The 18,708-nt window shown below is 38.3% G+C and carries 22 protein-coding genes; 18 read left to right on the forward strand and 4 right to left on the reverse strand.

Features of this window, described 5'->3' with window-relative positions; genetic code table 11:
* Positions 1 to 80 precede the first annotated feature (80 nt).
* The 3 genes from IHV09_RS02435 (at position 81) to IHV09_RS02445 (ending at position 2,755) form a co-directional block, all read left to right on the forward strand.
* On the forward strand, positions 81 to 1,334 hold the full coding sequence (locus IHV09_RS02435; RefSeq protein WP_197127162.1) for an L-lactate MFS transporter: 1,254 nt from the start codon (positions 81 to 83) through the stop codon (positions 1,332 to 1,334).
* Positions 1,335 to 1,471: 137 nt separating this feature from the next.
* Positions 1,472 to 1,921, forward strand: coding sequence for a GNAT family N-acetyltransferase (locus tag IHV09_RS02440; protein WP_197127163.1), 450 nt, complete (start codon positions 1,472 to 1,474; stop codon positions 1,919 to 1,921).
* 192 nt (positions 1,922 to 2,113) lie between these two features.
* Entirely contained in the window at positions 2,114 to 2,755 is a 642-nt protein-coding gene (locus tag IHV09_RS02445; protein WP_197127164.1) for a YrrS family protein, read from the forward strand.
* A 203-nt stretch (positions 2,756 to 2,958) separates the two neighbouring features.
* Here IHV09_RS02445 and IHV09_RS02450 read toward each other — a convergent pair whose 3' ends face one another.
* Positions 2,959 to 3,720 (reverse strand): class I SAM-dependent methyltransferase, encoded by a 762-nt coding sequence (locus IHV09_RS02450; protein WP_197127165.1) that lies wholly within the window; start codon positions 3,718 to 3,720, stop codon positions 2,959 to 2,961.
* A gap of 261 nt (positions 3,721 to 3,981) precedes the next feature.
* Here IHV09_RS02450 and IHV09_RS02455 point away from each other — a divergent pair, with 261 nt between their 5' ends.
* Positions 3,982 to 4,476: a DinB family protein gene (locus IHV09_RS02455; protein WP_197190604.1), complete on the forward strand. Its 495-nt coding sequence runs from the start codon at positions 3,982 to 3,984 to the stop codon at positions 4,474 to 4,476.
* Positions 4,477 to 4,509: 33 nt separating this feature from the next.
* Entirely contained in the window at positions 4,510 to 5,214 is a 705-nt protein-coding gene (locus IHV09_RS02460; protein WP_197190603.1) for a polysaccharide deacetylase family protein, read from the forward strand.
* 49 nt (positions 5,215 to 5,263) lie between these two features.
* Here IHV09_RS02460 and IHV09_RS02465 read toward each other — a convergent pair whose 3' ends face one another.
* A complete protein-coding gene (locus IHV09_RS02465) occupies positions 5,264 to 5,716 on the reverse strand; it encodes a universal stress protein (protein WP_197263533.1) in 453 nt (150 codons plus the stop codon).
* A 160-nt stretch (positions 5,717 to 5,876) separates the two neighbouring features.
* Between IHV09_RS02465 and IHV09_RS02470 the strand changes: the two genes are divergently transcribed.
* From IHV09_RS02470 to IHV09_RS02530, 13 genes are all read left to right on the forward strand, one after another.
* Positions 5,877 to 7,166: a phytoene desaturase family protein gene (locus IHV09_RS02470; protein ID WP_197263534.1), complete on the forward strand. Its 1,290-nt coding sequence runs from the start codon at positions 5,877 to 5,879 to the stop codon at positions 7,164 to 7,166.
* Between the two features lie 3 nt (positions 7,167 to 7,169).
* The gene (locus tag IHV09_RS02475; RefSeq protein WP_197127170.1) at positions 7,170 to 8,033 is read left to right on the forward strand and encodes an RNA polymerase sigma-70 factor; all 864 of its coding nucleotides are present in this window, start codon (positions 7,170 to 7,172) and stop codon (positions 8,031 to 8,033) included.
* A 20-nt stretch (positions 8,034 to 8,053) separates the two neighbouring features.
* The gene (locus IHV09_RS02480) at positions 8,054 to 8,617 is read left to right on the forward strand and encodes a GNAT family N-acetyltransferase (protein ID WP_197127171.1); all 564 of its coding nucleotides are present in this window, start codon (positions 8,054 to 8,056) and stop codon (positions 8,615 to 8,617) included.
* Between the two features lie 11 nt (positions 8,618 to 8,628).
* Positions 8,629 to 9,321 carry an HAD family hydrolase gene (locus IHV09_RS02485; protein ID WP_197190600.1) on the forward strand — a complete coding sequence of 231 codons (693 nt, stop codon included), beginning with the start codon at positions 8,629 to 8,631 and terminating at the stop codon, positions 9,319 to 9,321.
* 255 nt (positions 9,322 to 9,576) lie between these two features.
* Complete coding sequence (locus tag IHV09_RS02490) at positions 9,577 to 11,208, forward strand: M4 family metallopeptidase (protein ID WP_197263536.1); 1,632 nt, start codon at positions 9,577 to 9,579, stop codon at positions 11,206 to 11,208.
* Between the two features lie 364 nt (positions 11,209 to 11,572).
* The gene (locus tag IHV09_RS02495) at positions 11,573 to 12,469 is read left to right on the forward strand and encodes an AraC family transcriptional regulator (RefSeq protein WP_370568919.1); all 897 of its coding nucleotides are present in this window, start codon (positions 11,573 to 11,575) and stop codon (positions 12,467 to 12,469) included.
* Positions 12,470 to 12,602: 133 nt separating this feature from the next.
* A complete protein-coding gene (dnaN, locus tag IHV09_RS02500; protein ID WP_197263538.1) occupies positions 12,603 to 13,730 on the forward strand; it encodes a DNA polymerase III subunit beta in 1,128 nt (375 codons plus the stop codon).
* 12 nt (positions 13,731 to 13,742) lie between these two features.
* Entirely contained in the window at positions 13,743 to 14,150 is a 408-nt protein-coding gene (locus IHV09_RS02505; protein ID WP_197190596.1) for a GNAT family N-acetyltransferase, read from the forward strand.
* Between the two features lie 8 nt (positions 14,151 to 14,158).
* Positions 14,159 to 14,713: a GNAT family N-acetyltransferase gene (locus tag IHV09_RS02510; protein ID WP_197190595.1), complete on the forward strand. Its 555-nt coding sequence runs from the start codon at positions 14,159 to 14,161 to the stop codon at positions 14,711 to 14,713.
* A 233-nt stretch (positions 14,714 to 14,946) separates the two neighbouring features.
* A complete protein-coding gene (locus tag IHV09_RS02515) occupies positions 14,947 to 15,129 on the forward strand; it encodes an alpha/beta-type small acid-soluble spore protein (RefSeq protein WP_191752941.1) in 183 nt (60 codons plus the stop codon).
* Between the two features lie 152 nt (positions 15,130 to 15,281).
* On the forward strand, positions 15,282 to 15,719 hold the full coding sequence (locus IHV09_RS02520; RefSeq protein WP_370568785.1) for a MarR family winged helix-turn-helix transcriptional regulator: 438 nt from the start codon (positions 15,282 to 15,284) through the stop codon (positions 15,717 to 15,719).
* A 45-nt stretch (positions 15,720 to 15,764) separates the two neighbouring features.
* Positions 15,765 to 16,403, forward strand: a complete 639-nt coding sequence (locus tag IHV09_RS02525; RefSeq protein WP_370568784.1) for a nitroreductase family protein — start codon at positions 15,765 to 15,767, stop codon at positions 16,401 to 16,403.
* Between the two features lie 18 nt (positions 16,404 to 16,421).
* Entirely contained in the window at positions 16,422 to 16,715 is a 294-nt protein-coding gene (locus IHV09_RS02530) for a putative quinol monooxygenase (protein WP_197127183.1), read from the forward strand.
* A gap of 46 nt (positions 16,716 to 16,761) precedes the next feature.
* On the opposite strand, the gene IHV09_RS02535 is transcribed toward IHV09_RS02530, so the two are convergent.
* On the reverse strand, positions 16,762 to 17,016 hold the full coding sequence (locus IHV09_RS02535) for a YiaA/YiaB family inner membrane protein (RefSeq protein WP_066392185.1): 255 nt from the start codon (positions 17,014 to 17,016) through the stop codon (positions 16,762 to 16,764).
* A gap of 111 nt (positions 17,017 to 17,127) precedes the next feature.
* On the reverse strand, positions 17,128 to 18,693 hold the full coding sequence (locus tag IHV09_RS02540; RefSeq protein WP_197263539.1) for a hypothetical protein: 1,566 nt from the start codon (positions 18,691 to 18,693) through the stop codon (positions 17,128 to 17,130).
* Positions 18,694 to 18,708 lie beyond the last annotated feature (15 nt).

The raw sequence follows: 18,708 nt of genomic DNA on the forward strand, positions 1-18,708 counted from the left end.
TGTTGTCTTTTTATTTGTCTTACATTAGGGTAAGTTTCAAGAATGTTTAACTTCATTAACTTTTTAGGGGGGAATTAAGAATGAAAAAGTCTAAAAATCGTTGGCTCATTGCTTTATCAGCTGTAGGGATTCATATTTCTATCGGCTCCGTGTATGCTTGGAGCAACTTTACAAATCCATTGATTGAAAAATTCGGTTGGACAGCTTCTCAAGTACAGATGACATTCAGTATCGCTATCCTATTCTTAGGTCTGTCGGCAGCTTTTTTAGGACATTTTGTTGAAAAACATGGTCCCAAGAAAGCGGGTCTGCTTGCAGCCATTTTCTTTGGTGTTGGAATTGCAGGCTCAGGGATTGCAGTCAATATAGGTTCGTTAACTCTGCTCTACATCTTTTATGGAGTGCTTGGTGGAATCGGACTCGGGGTAGGTTATATCGCGCCTGTATCTACACTGATTAAATGGTTTCCCGATCGTCGTGGCTTAGCAACAGGACTTGCTATTATGGGATTCGGTTTTGCAGCAGCGATCAGTTCACCAATCATGGATGCACTTATTAAATCGGCAGGTATCGCTAACACGTTCTTTATATTAGGAATTGCGTATTTTGCAGTTATGACTTTGTCCTCTCTTTATTTAGAAAAACCAGAAGAAGGATGGCTTCCGGCTGGTTTTAAAGAAAATGTAGAAAGTGGTAAAGTGAAAATCAAACAAGACCTCTCGCAACTAACAGCCAACGAAGCGGTAAAAACACGACGCTTCTATTATCTGTGGATCATGCTGTTTATCAATGTGACTTGTGGCATTGCTATTCTTTCTGCCGCTAAACCTCTTGCTGAAGAAAGTATTGGATTAACTACTGCAGAAGCTGCAGCACTTGTGGGTGTACTAGGATTGTTCAACGGTTTTGGTCGAATCGGATGGGCATCCATTTCAGACTACATCGGGCGACCTAATACATATACAACATTCTTTGTCTTGCAGATCGCTCTTTTCTTCATGCTGCCACAAACTTCATCATCGATTCTTTTTCAAGTCATGCTCGCAGTCATCTATACTTGTTACGGTGGAGGATTTGCATCAATTCCAGCATATATTGGTGACCTTTTCGGAACAAAACAAGTTGGAGCGATTCATGGCTACATCTTAACAGCATGGGCAGCAGCAGGTCTTGCAGGTCCGTTATTCGCGGCATGGATCAAGGATACAACGGGATCTTACGCGAACAGTTTAACTTTCTTTTCTGGACTGTTTATTCTTGCGCTCATTGTGTCCATACTCGTCCGTTTTGATATGAAAAAACTAGCTGAGAAACAAGAAAAATCCGTAGCATAATCTACTGAAATGCAGTGTCTTTATTAACGGGAAGGCACTGTTTTTTTAATGATTGTGAATTTGAGAGCAATCTGCCCATTATTCATATGTTATAATATGGTAAGCAGAAGATGTAATTTACATTCAAAGGAGAAACTATGACACAAAAACAAGTTACAATCGCAGAATTAAACGCAGAAAATTGGTACGAATGCTGCTTTTTAGAAGTTGCAGACAATCAAGTGAGTCATATTGAACCTAACGCAGTTTCCATTGCACAATCCAAATTTGAACCAAGCTTAAAGCCTTACGCTATCTTTTTCGAGGGTAAAACAGTTGGTTTTCTTATGTTCAACTCAATGGAAGAAGAATTAGATGGGTATTGGATCTATCGTATTATGATCGATAAAAATTATCAGCAAAAAGGAATTGGAAAGGTCGCAACACAGTTGATGATTGATGAAATGAAGACATTGTTGAATGCTAAACGAATTGTAGTGGGATACCATCCGGAGAATAAGGGTGCACACCAATTGTATGCGAGCTTAGGATTTGTAGATAAAGGTGACAGGTTTGGTAAAGAAATGGCTGTTGTTCTAGAAAATTAATACATAGTTCTACGTTGGTAAATACTTCTGAAATCTCATGCCACCCTCAAATTTTTAATAAATGCTTTCGAATAATTAATGTTGAGTATATAAAAGTTTTGTAGAATTATTGAACTCCATGTTTAATGGAGTTCTTTTTGTTTTGTTTCATCACGAAAGGGAACGTTTGATACGAAGGAGTGAATTAAATAGATGAGAAGATCAGAACGCAAAAAGTCAAAAAAGAGAAATGTGGTATTATTCAGTGCACTAGGAGCTGTTCTTTTAGCATTATTATTCTTACCAAAAGATGCGCTGCTTATGGGCGGTGAAGAGGAACCTGCTACAGAAGAAAAAAATCAAGAACCAAAACATAAAGTGGTCAAACTTCAGCCAGATAACGAAAGTGCTTATGAAAAAGATGAAGATAATGAAGCAAATAGTGGGGACAAAGCAAAAAAACAAGAACCTTCTGAAGAAATCGGCATAGATCCTGAAAAAGAAACGGATAAAAAGAAAAAAGCAGAAAAAGCAAAAAAAGCTGAAGCAGAAAAGAAAAAACAGCAAGCTTCCGGTGACAAACCTGTTCTAAATAAGCCGATCGGTACGTCTCAAACAGGACCACATACTTCTAGTTATGATGAAGGCAGCGTGGACTGGAATGAAAAATTGAAAGCGATTCGTCTTGCCACAGGACTTGATGAAAACATGACGGTGTGGAAGATTGGTAACGGTGGCAGTCCTCAAAAATCAGTCGCAGAAGTAAGTCCGAATAAACAGCCGAACGAAAAATACACCGTTAACCTCGAGTGGGTTGATGAAAAAGGCTGGATGGTGACGAGTGTTCAGAAGTAGTCTCAAAACAAGTGGACAGTAAAATGTTGAAAGTGGACAGTAAAAAGCGATAAGTGGACAGTAAAACATCAAAAGTGGACAGTAAATTTAGAAAACTGGACAGTAAATCTTTATCTTCCTAACAATCCACCAGAACATTCTCAAGAAAAGCTGGCTCAGCGCGTTCAAATTGAACGATCGCCGAACCAGCTTTTTAAATTTCCTTATTTTTTCCTCGCTTTTAGTAGAAAACGATGCTGTTTCACTTCAAAGTATCCATTATTTTGAATCATCTCATGAATGTGATGTAGCTTCTCCACAGAATCTTCAATTTTAAAATCTGGCACCTGCCAAGGTATCGCGTCTAGGTAATAAAGCAGGGCGCCAATATCATAAAAGCGCTGAACAGGAAATTCTTCTTTTGCTTCCAGTATTTCGAATCCACTCTCACGTAATTCATGTTCAGCAAAACGCAAATTCCAATGTGAAAATTCTTCATTAATTGGATAGCCGAGCATTGTATTAATTTCAGCACAGTCCGAACCACCAACTTGTTGTGTAAGAAAAATCCCGTCCGCAGTTAATACGCGTTTTACTTCAAGAGGAGAATAAGATTCGTGTTTATTAATGATAAGGTCAAACGTATGATCTTCAAATGGAAGAAGATCGTCGTCACCAATTTGAAATATATTTACACCAAGAGGTTCAAGGCGTTCTTTTGCTATTGGGACGTTTGGAGGATATCCTTCTGTTGCACAAACTACTGCGGGAAAAGGTTGAAGCTTGGACAAAAGTTCTCCACCTCCAGTGCCCATGTCAAGCATCGATGAAACTTTGCCGATAAGAGGGGTCACCATACTTCCATAAGACCAAGAAAGCATTCCACTTGCCATTCGACCAGACTCAGTTATATATGAAAAATCCCATCCTGAAAATGGTTTGTTAACTTCCTTAATATACATTTCAAAATCTACATCTCTTTTCATACGTGCACCTCCAAAATTTTATGTTTCATTATGATGAGTCTTTAAGGTTCTGTTGGAGGTCCTCTTGATAAGTAGCAGTTTTATATCTCGTGTTCAAAATAATTCATAACGTTCTCCTTATAACAAGAGTAATTGTATCTTCTGTATTAAATTCTTCAAAACAATTCCAACTCCTCTTGAAACTTCACAAATAGAGGGAATCATATCGTGTTGTCGAAAATAGGCAAAAGGCTGAAGAATGAATTAAAGGGAGAGGACAATATGACTCATCACGCAATAAAGATGTACGAATATCACGTATGGGCGAACAAGGAGATTTTAAATCGTTTATTAGAACTTGGAGATGAGGTATATCACCAGGAAATGCAAAGTGTTTTTACATCCATCTCTAAGGTGGTTTCACACATGTACATCGTTGACCAGCTTTGGTTTCATATCGTCTCAGGCACGAGTATGACAGAAGCGCTCGAAATCGAAAAAGTAGAGTCGGATACAAAGAGTATTGAGGAAATCATTACGATGTACAAGGAATTAACCAATCAATATAGTGAGTTTCTTAACGATGGAGTCGATTTGGACAAAATGTTAATACTAGATACACCTTGGGCAAGAAGAAGAGAAACGAGTATCTCTGAGATGGTGATGCATATTACGACTCATGGTGCCTATCATCGAGGTAATATTACAGCTATGCTGCGTCAAAATGGTTACAGCTCGGTTACGACAGATTTAACGAGTTATTGGTATTCTGACTAACAAATCGCTCTATACATAAATGAGGAGAAATAAATGAAGAAAATAGTCATATACGTAAGCGTTGCGATCATTCTATTAATGGGATTGGCATACAGCGGTTTAAAGTTAAGCAGTTCTAGGGACTTTCAATTTTTCGGAGGTTTAGTAACAAGTGCAGATACTACTGAAAAAGTAGTTGCCCTTACATTTGATGATGGCCCTACAGATAACACTGATGAAATTTTAATGATTTTAAAAGAAGAGGAAGTTAAAGCTACTTTTTTTGTAACTGGCAGAGAGATAGAAGAGAACTTGGAAGATGCAAAAGAAATAGTTGCAGCAGGACATGAGCTCGGAAATCATTCCTATTCTCATGAACGAATGGTTTTGAAAACACCTTCTTATATAAAAAGTGAGATTGAAAGAACGGATGATTTAATCCGCAAAGCAGGATATAAGGGAAATATTCAGTTTCGCCCGCCGTATGGTAAAAAGTTAATCGGACTGCCTTATTACTTAGATAAACACGATCGAAAGACAATTCTTTGGGACATAGAGCCAGAAACATATCCAGAAGTTGCATCTGATTCTACCAAAATAGTGAAACATGTGATTCGAAATATTCAGCCTGGTTCGATAATTCTGTTGCACGTTATGTATGACAGCCGCACAGAATCCATGAAATCTGTTAAAGGTATCATCAAGGATTTAAAGGCAAAGGGATATACGTTTAAAACGGTGTCTGAAATGATTCAATAAAATAGAGGAGCCCATCTTTTAAAGAGGCGCTCCTCAAACAAATTAATTGTTATTTAGAAACAAGTACAGGTTGGTGCGCGTTAGAAACAACCTTTTGACTAACGCTTCCTAAGAAAAGTTTTTTAAATCCGCTATGGCCACGATTACCAATGACGATGAGATCGATGTTATGGCTATCCGCATAACCACAAATGGTGGTAGTCGGGTCACCATGCAAAATGGCTGTTGTTGTCTTTATTTGATGATTAACACGTCCTAACGCTCTGTTTAGGATTTCTTCACCATGACTTTGCTCCAAAATTTCTGCTTTTCTTACTTCTACAGTTGAACTCGCTACTCCGCCTGGATGTACGCCACCATACAAAGGCAGAACCATTTCATTGGTCACATAAAGTAACGTTAACTCAGCTCCTGTATGCCGTGCAATCTCATTACCATTGTGAAGAGCGGTGTAACTTCCTTCAGAGCCATCAAAAGCAACCAGAATCTTGGTATATAACATCACGTTGATCTCCTTTCTTGCAGATTTGGCAACTCGAATGAACATGTTACCTTATAAAATCATTACCCCTTGATATTTTATGTAAACAAAATACAATTTTCTGTCACAAAGCAAAAGCCAGAATCGTCATGTTTGTAAAATCAGAAAGTGGTGATTACACATGAATACATTTGATGTGGCGATTGTTGGTGGCGGAATAGCCGGTTTAACTTCTGCCGTATATTTAGCACAAGCAGGAAAGTCTGTCTTGGTACTAGAAAAAGCTAGCAAAATTGGCGGACGTGCACAAACCACCTCAAAAAACGGAGCACTTTTCAACTTAGGTGGGCATGCATTATACAGAGGGGGAGCGGCCGAGAAGATTTTGAATGAGTTAGAGGTGGAAATATATGGATCAGTTCCTGATACAACAGGATACGCGATCTGGAATGGAGAACTATTTAAATTGCCAGGATCATTAGGAGCAATGGTGAAATCAAAACTTTTAACATGGTCGAGCAAGACGGAACTTGTCAGAGTTATGTTGAAGCTACAAAGAATTGATGCCACATCAATTCCACATATGAGTTTGCGAGAATGGGCTGAAAAGGAAATAAAGAATCCTATGGTACGTAACGTTGTTTACGCATTATGCAGAACATCAACGTATGGTATAGATTACGATCAACAATTAGCAAGTGCTGTCATTCAACAAGTCAAATTAGGGCTGAAAGGTGTTCTATATGTTAACAACGGTTGGCAATCTATCGTAGAAAATTTGCGCTCAAAGGCTTTGTCTGCTGGTGTAATGATTCTTACAAACAAAATGGTCTTATCTATCGAATATGGAACCAGGCATCAACTTTTTTGTGCAGATGGAGAAACAATCGAAGTTTCAAATGTAATTCTCACAACAGGACCTGAGCAATCGATGAAACTAATGAAGCATTCAGAAGGAACATTGCTGCAAAAGTGGAGTCAACAAGCACGTCCCGTATATGCTGCTTGCCTAGACGTAGCTTTAAAAAAACTACCAAGATCGCGTCATCATTTTGCGATAGGAATCGATCAGCATATTCTGTTCTCTAACCACTCTAGAGCGTGTTCATTAAGTCAGGATGGTGAGATTGTTATTCAAATGATCAAATATTTAGGAACGAAAAAAGAAGAGAGTGGAAAAGTTCATAAACAAGAGCTTGAGAGTATTTTAGATCTCATGCAGCCAGGATGGAGAAAAGAACTTGTATCTCAGCAGTTTCTGCCAAAAATGATTGTAGTACAAGACATGATTAACGTTCAAGACAAACAATATTTTGGACCCTGTGTACCTGAAATACCAGGACTATACATTGCTGGAGACGGAGTAGGACATGGAGAAATGTTGGTGGACGCAGCATTTGCCAGTGCTAAAAGAGCAGCAAAAGCCATTATACAAAATGAAGGATTAATCCGTTTGCGAAGGGAGGCTTAATGGATGAACGATGTTCATACAGAGCAGTTATTTATAACATATAAATCACTCTTGTTTTCATTGGCGTTTCGAATGCTAGGAAGTGTGCAAGATGCGGAAGATATCGTGCAAGATGCGTACATTACTTGGAGTGAACAACCCGTTGATCATGTCAAGAACCCAAAAGCTTTCCTTTGTAAAATCGTAACGAATCGCTGTATTGACTTGCTTAAATCTGCGCGTAAACAAAAAGAAACATATGTAGGACCTTGGCTTCCAGAACCATTAATAACAGACAACGAAGATCCAGCATCACGTTATGTGATGAAAGAATCTCTTTCTACAGCATATTTACTGTTGTTAGAGCAGCTATCAGAAACAGAACGTGCTGTATTTTTGCTTCGGGAAGTCCTAGAGTATGAATATCAGTTGATTGCAGAAGTGATTGGGAAGAGTAGTTCGAACTGCAGACAAATCTTTCACCGGGCAAAAAAGGCAATAGGCAGTCATGCAATTGGACAGTCGTCATCTCCAAAAGCGTCGGCACTAACTGAACAGTTTGTATCAGCTGTAGTTTCAGGAAATGTCGGCAAACTATTAAGCTTGCTTGCTGTGGATGCGAAACTCCTATCAGATGGCGGTGGGAAAACAAAAGCTGCTCTTGTTCCAATCTTGGGAGCAGAGCGAATCTCTCGCTTTTACATGGGAATCATGGCAAAAGCAAAGGAAGACTTTTCATTTAAATATACGATTGTTAACGGCGAACCAGGAATTATACTATATGCAGAGCATCAAGTATTGGGAGTTCTATCTTTACAGATTAAGAATGACCTGATTCAGACTATTTATTGGGTAGTAAACCCTGACAAACTAACTCATCTTACTTAAAACATTCTTGGAGGTGCAACATGAAGCCTATTCTAATGAATTTCCCAACTGAATTTACAACCGATCGACTACTTATCCGTATGCCAAAACCTGGAGACGGTAAAGCGATGTTTGAAGCAATAAATGCTTCACTGGACGAATTAAAACCATGGCTTCCGTTCGCCCATTTCGAACAAACAGAGGAAGACGTAGAAGTAAATATTCGAGAGGCGCATCTGAAGTTTTTAAGCAGAGAAGATCTGCGGTTGCTCGTGTTTTTAAAAGAAAACGGAAACCTGGTTGCTTCATCAGGATTACACCGTATCAATTGGGATATCCCAAAGTTCGAGATCGGATATTGGATTGATACTCGTTATGCGGGAAAAGGATATATGACAGAAGCTGTTCAAGGAATTACCGAGTTTGCTGCTAATGAGCTTAAAGCACGTCGAATTGAGATTCGCTGTGATACTCAAAATGATAAAAGTGCGGCTATTCCTGAGCGACTTGGTTTTACATTGGAAGGTATTTTGCGTAATGACGCATTGGAGATTGGATCAACTACGAAACTTCGAGATACAAGTGTGTATGCAAAAGTATTTTAAAGGGAGGGGAAATGGTGATAAAAGCTGTTTTTTTCGATTTGTATGAAACGCTGATCACGGAGTGGGAAGAAGGAAAGAAGAAAGCAGCATATTCTACCGAATCATTAGGGTTAGATAAAAATATATTTAAAATAGAGTGGGACCTTAGAAGAGAGCGAAGAATGAATGGAACGTTTCCGGATCACCAGAGTGTTTTAAGCGATATACTTCGTTCGCAAGGGATAAAACCCAATCTAGAAGCTATCGATCATGTTCATGAAGAAAGATTGATAGTTAAGACTATTCCTTTTCAAGAGATGGACCCTCACGTGTTAGGACTCCTTCGTACTTTAAGGACTAAAGGGCTAAAGCTTGGTTTGATCTCTAATGCGGCGGCTGAGGAGGTTCACGCATGGGAAATGTGTGAGTTAGCTGACTACTTCGATGAAGTGGTTTTCTCCTATGAAGCACGAGTTGCAAAACCGCAAAAAGAAATCTATCAAATGGCTTGTGAGAAACTTGGTGTAACTCCACAAGAATCTGTTTTTATTGGTGATGGTGGATCTGACGAATTACGGGGTGCAACTGAAGCAGGAATGACAGCACTTCAAGCAATCTGGTTTTTACCACCTATGATCAGTGACAGAATTACAGGTTATCCCAAGTTGAAAAAACCACAGGATCTACTGGAGCATGAGGATATTAAATCCTGTACAATCGCCTAATCTTTTTATTGATGTGGAGAGCTCGCACTTGAATCAACGTGCGAGCTCTCTTTGATTTGAGTTAGTATTTTTTATTAACAAATTTTAGGTAAAAAAGAACTATAGAGAAAATATGCCTTCAGACACTGTGATTTTATTTCCTATTTTTTACTCTAGTAACAACTAATTAACTTTCTGAAAATTCATATAAATAGAGTTCGAGAGGTGATATGATGTTGCAAACAAAGTAAATAAAAGGAAATTGGAGGCGTGACAATGACAAAGAAGAAGTGGGTTGCAATGGGGATTGCGGCAACATTAATCGCAGGTGCGTTCGGACCCTCAGCTATGGCTGCGACAGAAGAGGTAAAGGTGAAAGTAAGCAGTGATTCTGGGACACCAGCTTTTTTAGCAGGTAAGTTATCTTCTAAATCGAAATCTTCTGCACAAAAGGTACTATTCAATTATGTGAACAGTCATAAATCGATCTTCAAACTAGGAAATACAACAGCAGAAGATTCCTTCTCTATTTTAGAGAGTACAAAAGAAGCAAACGGAAATACGGTACTAAGACTTCAGCAAGAATACAACGGTGTTCCAATCTGGGGTTATACCCAAGTGGCACACATTAATAAAAACGGTGAACTAACTGTAATATCGGGTGAAGTTGCTCCAGAAATGGACAAGCAATCAAAGTTAAATAACGCAAAGCAGATCAGTGGTAAAAAAGCGGTGAGAATTGCTACTGCTGCACTTGGTCTAAAACCGGAATATGAGAAGAAGCCAAAAGCGGATAAGATCGTTCTAATTAAAGACGGCAAAGCGCACTTTGCTTATCTTGTAAACTTAAACTACTTAACACCTGAACCTGGAAACTGGAACTATTTTATTGATGCACAGTCAGGTGAGATCCTAAATCGTTATAACGACATGCACGAAGTAACAGGAACGAACACGACCGGAACAGGAAAAGGTGTACTAGGTGATTCAAAAACACTTAAACTCACATTATCTAGCGGAAAGTATTATATGCAAGACAATACGCGTGGAAACGGGATCTTCACTTATGATATGAAAAACCGTACGTTCCTGCCTGAATTCTTCTTGCCGGGAACGTTATACAGTGGGACAGATAATGTGTTCGACAGCTCATACGATCAAGCAGTTGTTGACGCTCACTACTTTGCCGGATTAACCTACGATTATTATAAAAATACACACGGACGTAACTCTTATGATAATAGAGGAGCACAAATTAAGTCGTCTGTTCATTTTAATAAAAATTACAATAATGCTTTCTGGAACGGTTCACAAATGGTATATGGCGACGGTGATGGAACGAACTTTATCGCTTTCTCAGGCGGCATTGATGTAGTTGCTCATGAATTGACGCATGCAGTAACAGATACGAGCTCTGATCTTGTCTACCAAAACGAGTCAGGTGCATTGAACGAAGCGATGTCTGATATCTTTGGAACACTAGTAGAGTATTATAATGGTAAAAATCCTGATTTTGAGATTGGTGAAGATGTGTACACGCCTGCCGTAGCGGGTGATGCACTTCGCTCGATGTCAGACCCTGCGAAATACCAAGATCCAGACCACTATTCTGTTCGTTATACCGGAACAGGTGACAACGGCGGCGTTCATATCAACAGTGGTATCATCAATAAAGCAGCATATCTATTAAGTGAGGGTGGCAGTCATTATGGCGTGTCAGTTACTGGTATCGGACGAGACAAACTAGGTGCGATCTTCTACCGTATGAACACGGTATACTTAACGTCATCATCAAATTTCAGTCAAGCGAGAGCAGCAGCAGTACAGTCTGCAACAGATCTATATGGTGCATCTTCACAAGCTGTTACTTCGGTAAACCAGGCATTTAATGCAGTAGGCATTCAATAATTATTGATATAGCTAGAACCATGTTTGGTGGTTCTAGCTTTTTTGATGAAGACACTTGAGGAAAATATCGAATGTTGACGATTACCGACTCGTGGATTGGGAGCCGAAACTTGTGGATTGGGAGCCGAAACTCGTGGATTGGGAGCTAAAATTCGTGGATTGAGAGCTGAAACTCGAGGATTGGGAGCTAAAACTCGTGGATTGAGAGCCGAAACCTATGGATTGAAAGCTCAATCTCATGAAATTAACCCTCATAGGAGGACTGCTCCTGTCGATATAGAATAAGTAAATCGATAACTTAGCAAAAAAGGTTAAGAACGAATGAACGTTCGTGTATATGATGGAAGTAGGGTAGGTGATGGAGATGGATTATGAAGTTTGTATTCAGCGGACACTTGACTATATTGAAGAGAATTTGCAGAACCGCATCACATTAGAGGAGCTTGCAGAGCTCGCTTGCTTCTCGCCTTTTCATTATCATAGAGTGTTTCAGTTTCTAGTCGGCGAATCTGTTATGGATTATGTGCGGAAAAGAAGACTCTCACACGCGGCAAAGCGATTGTTGCAATCAGACGATAAAGTGATCGATATCGCTTTTGATCTAGGGTTTCACTATCATGAATCGTTTAATAGAGCATTTAAAAAACAGTATGGCCGATCGCCGCGAGAGTACCGTAATGCATCCCTTCATCCAGTCTCACTTCATCAAAGGACTTACCTGAATATAAATCGTTATACAGGAGGAATGAACATGGAAATGAAAATCATTAAAAAACCAGCTTTCCACATCATCGGGTATGACTTAAACACACGAAACACAGATGGACAAAATAATATAGATATTCCAAAGTTTTGGGAGAACTATATTCAAAAGAAATTAGGAGAAAAGATTCCAAATCCTCTAAACAGAAACCAAGAACTGGGATTATGCACAGAATACAATACAACAACCGGTGAGTTTGTTTATATGATTGGAATGGAAGTGGATAAGGGTACACCTGCTCCAGAAGGAATGTCCTATAGAAGTTTTCCAGAGTTGGAGTATGCTGTTTTTACAACGCCAAAAGCTTCAGAGGAGAACTTCGTACAATCGATCCAGCAAACATGGGTTGAAATCTTCTCCAAATGGTTTCCTGATTCAGGATATGAGCATAATGGAAAGTTAGAATTCGAGCTTTACGATGAACGCTGCTATGGAGATGAGAACAAACAGATCGACATTTACATCCCGCTCGTGAAGAAAGCTGAAAAAGTGAAATAAATGGTGTGTGGCCCTTTTTGCTCAATGAGCAGAAAGGGTTTTTTGAATCTAAGAAAATGGAATTTTGTGTTAAAATAATAATCTGAATATTAATGAAAATCCAAGCGAATAAACGAGGAAGGATACATCAAATATGAAGTTTTCGATTGACCAAAAATTATTCAGTAAAGCTCTTTCTGATGTGGGAAGAGCTGTTTCTCAAAAATCACTTGTTCCCATTCTTTCCGGCATAAAAGTGGTAGCAGAGGATGAGGGGATAACGCTCATAGGCACAAACTCGGATATTATCATTAAACGTTTTATTTCTAGAGACATAACGTCCCGAAATATCAGCATTGATCAAGCAGGAAGTGCAGTCGTTTCAGAGCGATATTTTACAGAGCTCATTCGCAAGCTACCTGAAGACGTTCATATCGAAGTAAGCAATACTCAAGTGTTAAAGGTTAGATCGGGGGACATCTTCACTCAGCTGAATGGGTTTAGAGCGGACGAATATCCACAGTTACCTGAGATTGATCAAACAAACTTAATAGGTATGGATGCAAACGAATTAAAAGAGATTATCAAACAAACAGTTTTTGCAACAGCTAAAAATGAAACGAGGCCAGTACTTACTGGTGTTCATTTTACGTTCTCAAACAATAAGCTAACGGCAGTTGCCACTAATTCACAACGTTTAGCTTCTAGAATAAACGAAGTTCACGTATCGAATGAGACCTCGTTTATTGTTCCAAGCTCCAGCCTGAATGAACTTGTAAAACAAATCAGTGATTATTCAGGTATCGTAAAAATGTACTCAGCAGACGGTTACATCCTTTTTGAAACAGATGAGATTTCACTGTATTCTAGATTAATTTCCGGGCAGTATCCTAATACGTCCAAACTCATTCCGAATGAACAAAAAACAGTATTGACTCTAGATAGAGAGATTCTTTTAAAAGGAATTGATCGCGCCTGTTTGTTTGCTAGTGAATGGAAAAACAACAATATTACGTTAAGTATTAAAAATCGTAAACTGTGCATCTCTTCAGGCTCTTCGGAAATGGGTCACATTGAAGAATTACAAGAAATTAAGGACCTAGCAGGTGACGATGATCTTAAGATTTCAATCGATGGTCACTTTTTGAAGGAAGCCTTACATACGATTATGGACGAAGAGATCAACATAAAATTTAACAGCTCGATGAGACCAATCGTAATTGAATCTACACATCAAACATCAAGTTATCTTCATCTCATTTCACCCGTTAGATCCTTTTAAGGAGTGTGTTCCATGAAGTACAAAGATGGAGAAAAACGAATCACATATGTTTTAGACAAGGATTTGTGCGTTACAAAATTCCTCTCGTTAGTGAATGCTGTATGGCCAGGTGAGTACCATGAACAGTTTACAAAAGAAGCTATACAAAAAACATTGAACATCACAGCATGGGATCATGAGAAACTCGTTGGCTGTATTCGAATTCTCACTGATGGCTATTTCTTTGGAACCATCACTGAAATTCTTGTTAGGCCAGACTATCAAGGCAGGAAGATAGGCAAACATCTAATGGAAATAGCTTGGAAACAAAGTCCAACATCCCTCTTTATAGGTGCTCAGCCTGGAAAAGAACAATTCTTTGAAAAGTTAGGTTATACAAAGTCCATTCAATCTTTTCAAAAGAAAAAACAAAGAAAATAGGTGAAAACATGCAAAAGGTACTTCCAAAAGTTCAACTTAGGGATCTCGTTATAGAGGATGCTGAAGACCGTTATGCATGGTGTTTAGACGTAGAAGTGACAAAGCACCTAAACATGCCTGACAAATATCCACCATTTAGTATGGAAGAAACAAGGAATTGGATAAGGCAGTGTATCGCTAAGAACAACGGTTATGAGCAAAAAGCAATACTTAGTGAAACAGGCGAACATATTGGATGGGTCGATCTGAAAAATATTGATCGATTGAATCAACATGCCGAATTAGGCATAGCCATTGGTGATAAAGGTTATTGGGGCAAAGGCTATGGTATTGCCGCTATGCATGAGATGCTAAAGTATGGTTTTAATGAACTCTCGCTTAATAAAATCTGGCTTAGAGTCGAGATCGATAATAATAAAGCCATCTCCTCCTATAAAAACGCAGGTTATGTAGAAGAAGGCATTCTAAGACAAGACCGTTTACGTGGCGGCATGTTTGTTGATCGGTTACGAATGAGTGTGATAAAAGATGAATATTTTGCAAATAGTGTTTCACATCTTTAATTGTTGTATTCCAAATTCATACCTGTAAAATTTTATAAGATAAATGGAATAATTACTCATTTTAAGGAAAATCTAAAACTATACAAAGAACAGGTTTGCCACTTGTTTCACACAGGACGATACTCAAATAATCGTCCTATTTTTTTATTAACAAATACTACCTTTTTCTGTCGCGCATAAGAACGATTCATTGTGGGATTATAATCTTAATTCAACAAGGAGGTGAAAATAACATGGCTAACCAAAACCAATTAGTAGTACCAGGTGCACAACAAGCTATCGACCAAATGAAGTATGAAATCGCTTCTGAGTTCGGTGTAAACCTTGGACCAGATTCAACTTCTCGTGCTAACGGATCTGTAGGTGGAGAAATCACAAAACGTTTAGTTGCTCAAGCTCTTGGCGGAAAGCGCTAATTAAATTTAATATCATGGCTTGGCTATCTGTTCATCGCAGATAGCCTCTTTATTTTTTACATAAGAAACTCTTCTGTTTGACATTTGAAACAAAGTATTTTATATTAGTTGACGTATCAATTATTGAGCTATCAATTATCCGAAGGAGGGGGATGCTTTTGTCCAACTCATATATAGATGATGAGAAGATTATTAACCGATTGTATGAGATACATCGCAGAACGGTTCCTAAGTTTGAAAGCTGTACAGGGATCAGTCAGACTCGCTTAGAGCTTTTGCATGAATTATATGAAGTGGAAGAGATCAGTCAAAGAGCTCTTCAAAAGAAAGTGAATATTGATCATGCTGCCGTAACTAGGCATCTGAAACAACTCGAAGATAAAGGAATGGTGATCCGCAGGAAAGATCCTAAAGATCAACGATTTACGTATGTTTCTCTATCAGAGGAAGGTCGTTTGAAAATCATTCATTACCGGGAAGAGAAGGAACGTTTCATTTCTGGTGTATTACATGATTTTTCTGCTGAAGAAAGAAAAACTTTGCTTGAGATGTTAACACGTATTCAGCACAATATTGAACATTTTGAGTAATCACAATCAAGCACAACTAAGACTATTACACATAAAGGAGAATGTATGATGCAACAAACTAAAATCAACAACTTCAACGAAATTATCACTGGACGTCGATCCATTCGCAACTACGACCCATCAGTAAAAATCTCTAGAGAAGAGATGAAAGAAATCTTAACAGAGGCTTCTCTTGCACCATCTTCTGTTAACTTACAGCCTTGGCGCTTTGTCGTAATTGATACACCTGAAGGAAAAGAAACGTTAGCACCTCTAGCTAAGTTTAACCAACGTCAAGTAGAAACATCATCTGCTGTAATTGCTGTATTTGCAGATAACAACAGCTTGGATTACCTTGAAAAAATCTACGACAAAGCCGTAGACGAAGGGCATATGCCACAAGAAGTTAGAAATCAGCAAGTGCCAGCTATTCGTGGACTTTTAGAACAAATGACTCCAGAGCAATTTAAAGATATGAACTTGATCGATGCAGGACTTGTTTCCATGCAATTAATGCTTGTTGCTCGTGCACATGGATACGACACGAATCCGATCGGTGGATATGAAAAAGCTGAGATCGCTGAAGCGTTTGGTTTAGATAAAGAACGATATTTCCCTGTTATGTTGCTTTCAATCGGTAAAGCAGCAGATGCTGGATATCAATCTGTTCGTCTATCAGTAGACGAAACAACAGAGTGGAGATAAGAAAGGAGAATAGATAAGATGATTATTATTCACGCAGGTTTAACGGTACAAAAAGAAAAAGAAGAAGCATTCTTAGCCGAGGTAAAAACATTAGTAGAGGCTTCGCGTGCTGAAAGAGGTAACATTCAATACGATCTTAAAAAAGATACAGAAAAAGAAGCAACGTATATGATGGTAGAAGTTTGGGAGAACCAAGAAGCGGTTCAAAATCATAACACAAGTGAGCACTTTGTGGCTTTCGGTCAAAAAGCAGCAAGCTTTATGGCTGCTCCAACGGATGTAAAAGTGTACGCTGGAGAACAAGTAAAATAATGATGAAAGGAAGGCGCATTAAATGTGCCTTCCTTTTTTTGTGGTCCTATTCTGCTTTCGTATACTTTCGCTCTTGCTCAGCAATTAGTTCGTCATCCTCCGCGTTATCACGAGTAACCTTTTGGGTCAGAATCGCACCAACGGCTACCAATATCATTACGGCGATGTAATAACCTTTTTCGTTCAGTTGCAAATTGTCTGCATTGTAGAGTCCGATACAAAACATGGACACTCCAGCGATGAAGGTGAAATAAGCTAAAACGGTAAAAGCAGGTGTGTTTCTTCTTCTATGACGTTGCATATGTAAACCTCCTTCATTTTCTTTAATATGGATAAAAATATATATGCCAAAAGCTATCTTCATTATAATCAATAAATAGTCTTATTTCCTTATTTTTCTTATTTCCATCCTTTAAAACATATACGGCCCAACAACAAGCGATAAAAAGAAAGTATTTAATACAGCAAAATAACAAATAGCCGTTAATTTGCCCCAATCTTGTTTTCTTCCATACCAGACTGCGGCACCACTAAGTAGTGCCACTACCACAGGAATAACAATGGAACTCCCTGCAAACGCCAAGAAATCGGGAGCATACATGTAATAATGCGTATTAAACAACTTTTGAATAAAGATGAATTGAACACCGAGAAACAGGGCTAAGATGGTGTACAAAATGCGCTTATCTTCATCTTCCATCCATTTAATCTTTACTATGTAGATGATTAATGCAAAAAGGACTGCAGGAGTGATCCAATACACCGAACTCATAGCAAAGATTAATCCTTGAAAAAGAGATAATACCGTTGCAGAAACAGCTTCCTTAATATCTATCTTTGTTATTTTAAGACTCTTTTCAATAACATTAGGATTCTTTGAAGCTCCGCTAAACGTGTACTCTTTGTAACCCACTAAGTTTAACCACATAACAGAATCTTCACCAATCCAGTAAGGGTGAAGGGACTGATAGTTTGTTGTACTGCGCAGCTCCGTTTTCCAAACATCTCCTTCTGCTCTTGCTTCATATACATTAACAGCTTCTTTTTCGTTAGACTTTAATGCACGAGTAGTAAACAGTACTTTTGCTTGACCATTCTCATCAACGCCATATTGAATAAATTTTGGATTTTCAAGCTTCGTTCCTTTATTGTCTATGAATGTCATGATAGAAAAATCCCAATCAGTATCTGCATTCAATTGGTTGGTCCCTTGATAGATCTTATATGACTTACCTCCAGAATTATTATTAAACAGAGAATAATAAACCGTCACATCATTTCCATTCTCAATAAAGTAAAAGCCAAAATGATTTTCATGAATCTGTTCATCTATATTTAAAATTATGTATTCCTTAAATCCAGAGTCAAACTGATTATCAGGTTGGTGAAAAGTAACCTTAACTTGTTTAGTCGTTTCCTTAGAAGATTTTCTAACACTAATAAACGAATCAGATTTGTCGTTTAGAACAACTGAATAAATTTGTTCAGGCACTTTCTTTAAAGATTGAACACTCCATGAACTCTTATCTACTGCCAAAATTTCGTTTTCTTTAAAATAAATGATGTTGTTTGGATTAGAATCCATACCTCTAACGTCTTGATCAAGAACGTTTTCATTCTTCCCGTCATAGTGAATGAGCTTCTTGTCCCTTACGAATACGTACTGATCACCTTGTACCCAGAAGTCTTGGGGACTTGGAATAGAAAGAGGAACGGTTTGTTTATTTTTCAATTCTAATTTTTCAGTAACTTGAAAACTCAAAACTTCATTTTCTTTCGGAACATATACACGCTGCATTCCGTTTTGTTCTTGAAATACGGGCTTAACTTCACCAATCTTCTCTGTTTGTAATGGCAGTGAACGGCTCCAACCTTCAATAGGTAGTTTTTGTTCGGTCTTTAAATTTTCTAAAGTGAACGAAATAAAAATAACCAAGAAGAATAGAAGTGGAATAACAAAAGGCTTTATTTTATTCATTTTATTTCCCCCTTA

This window comes from Fictibacillus sp. 23RED33 (genome assembly GCF_015903925.1).
Taxonomy (GTDB): Bacteria; Bacillota; Bacilli; order Bacillales; family Fictibacillaceae; genus Fictibacillus; species Fictibacillus phosphorivorans.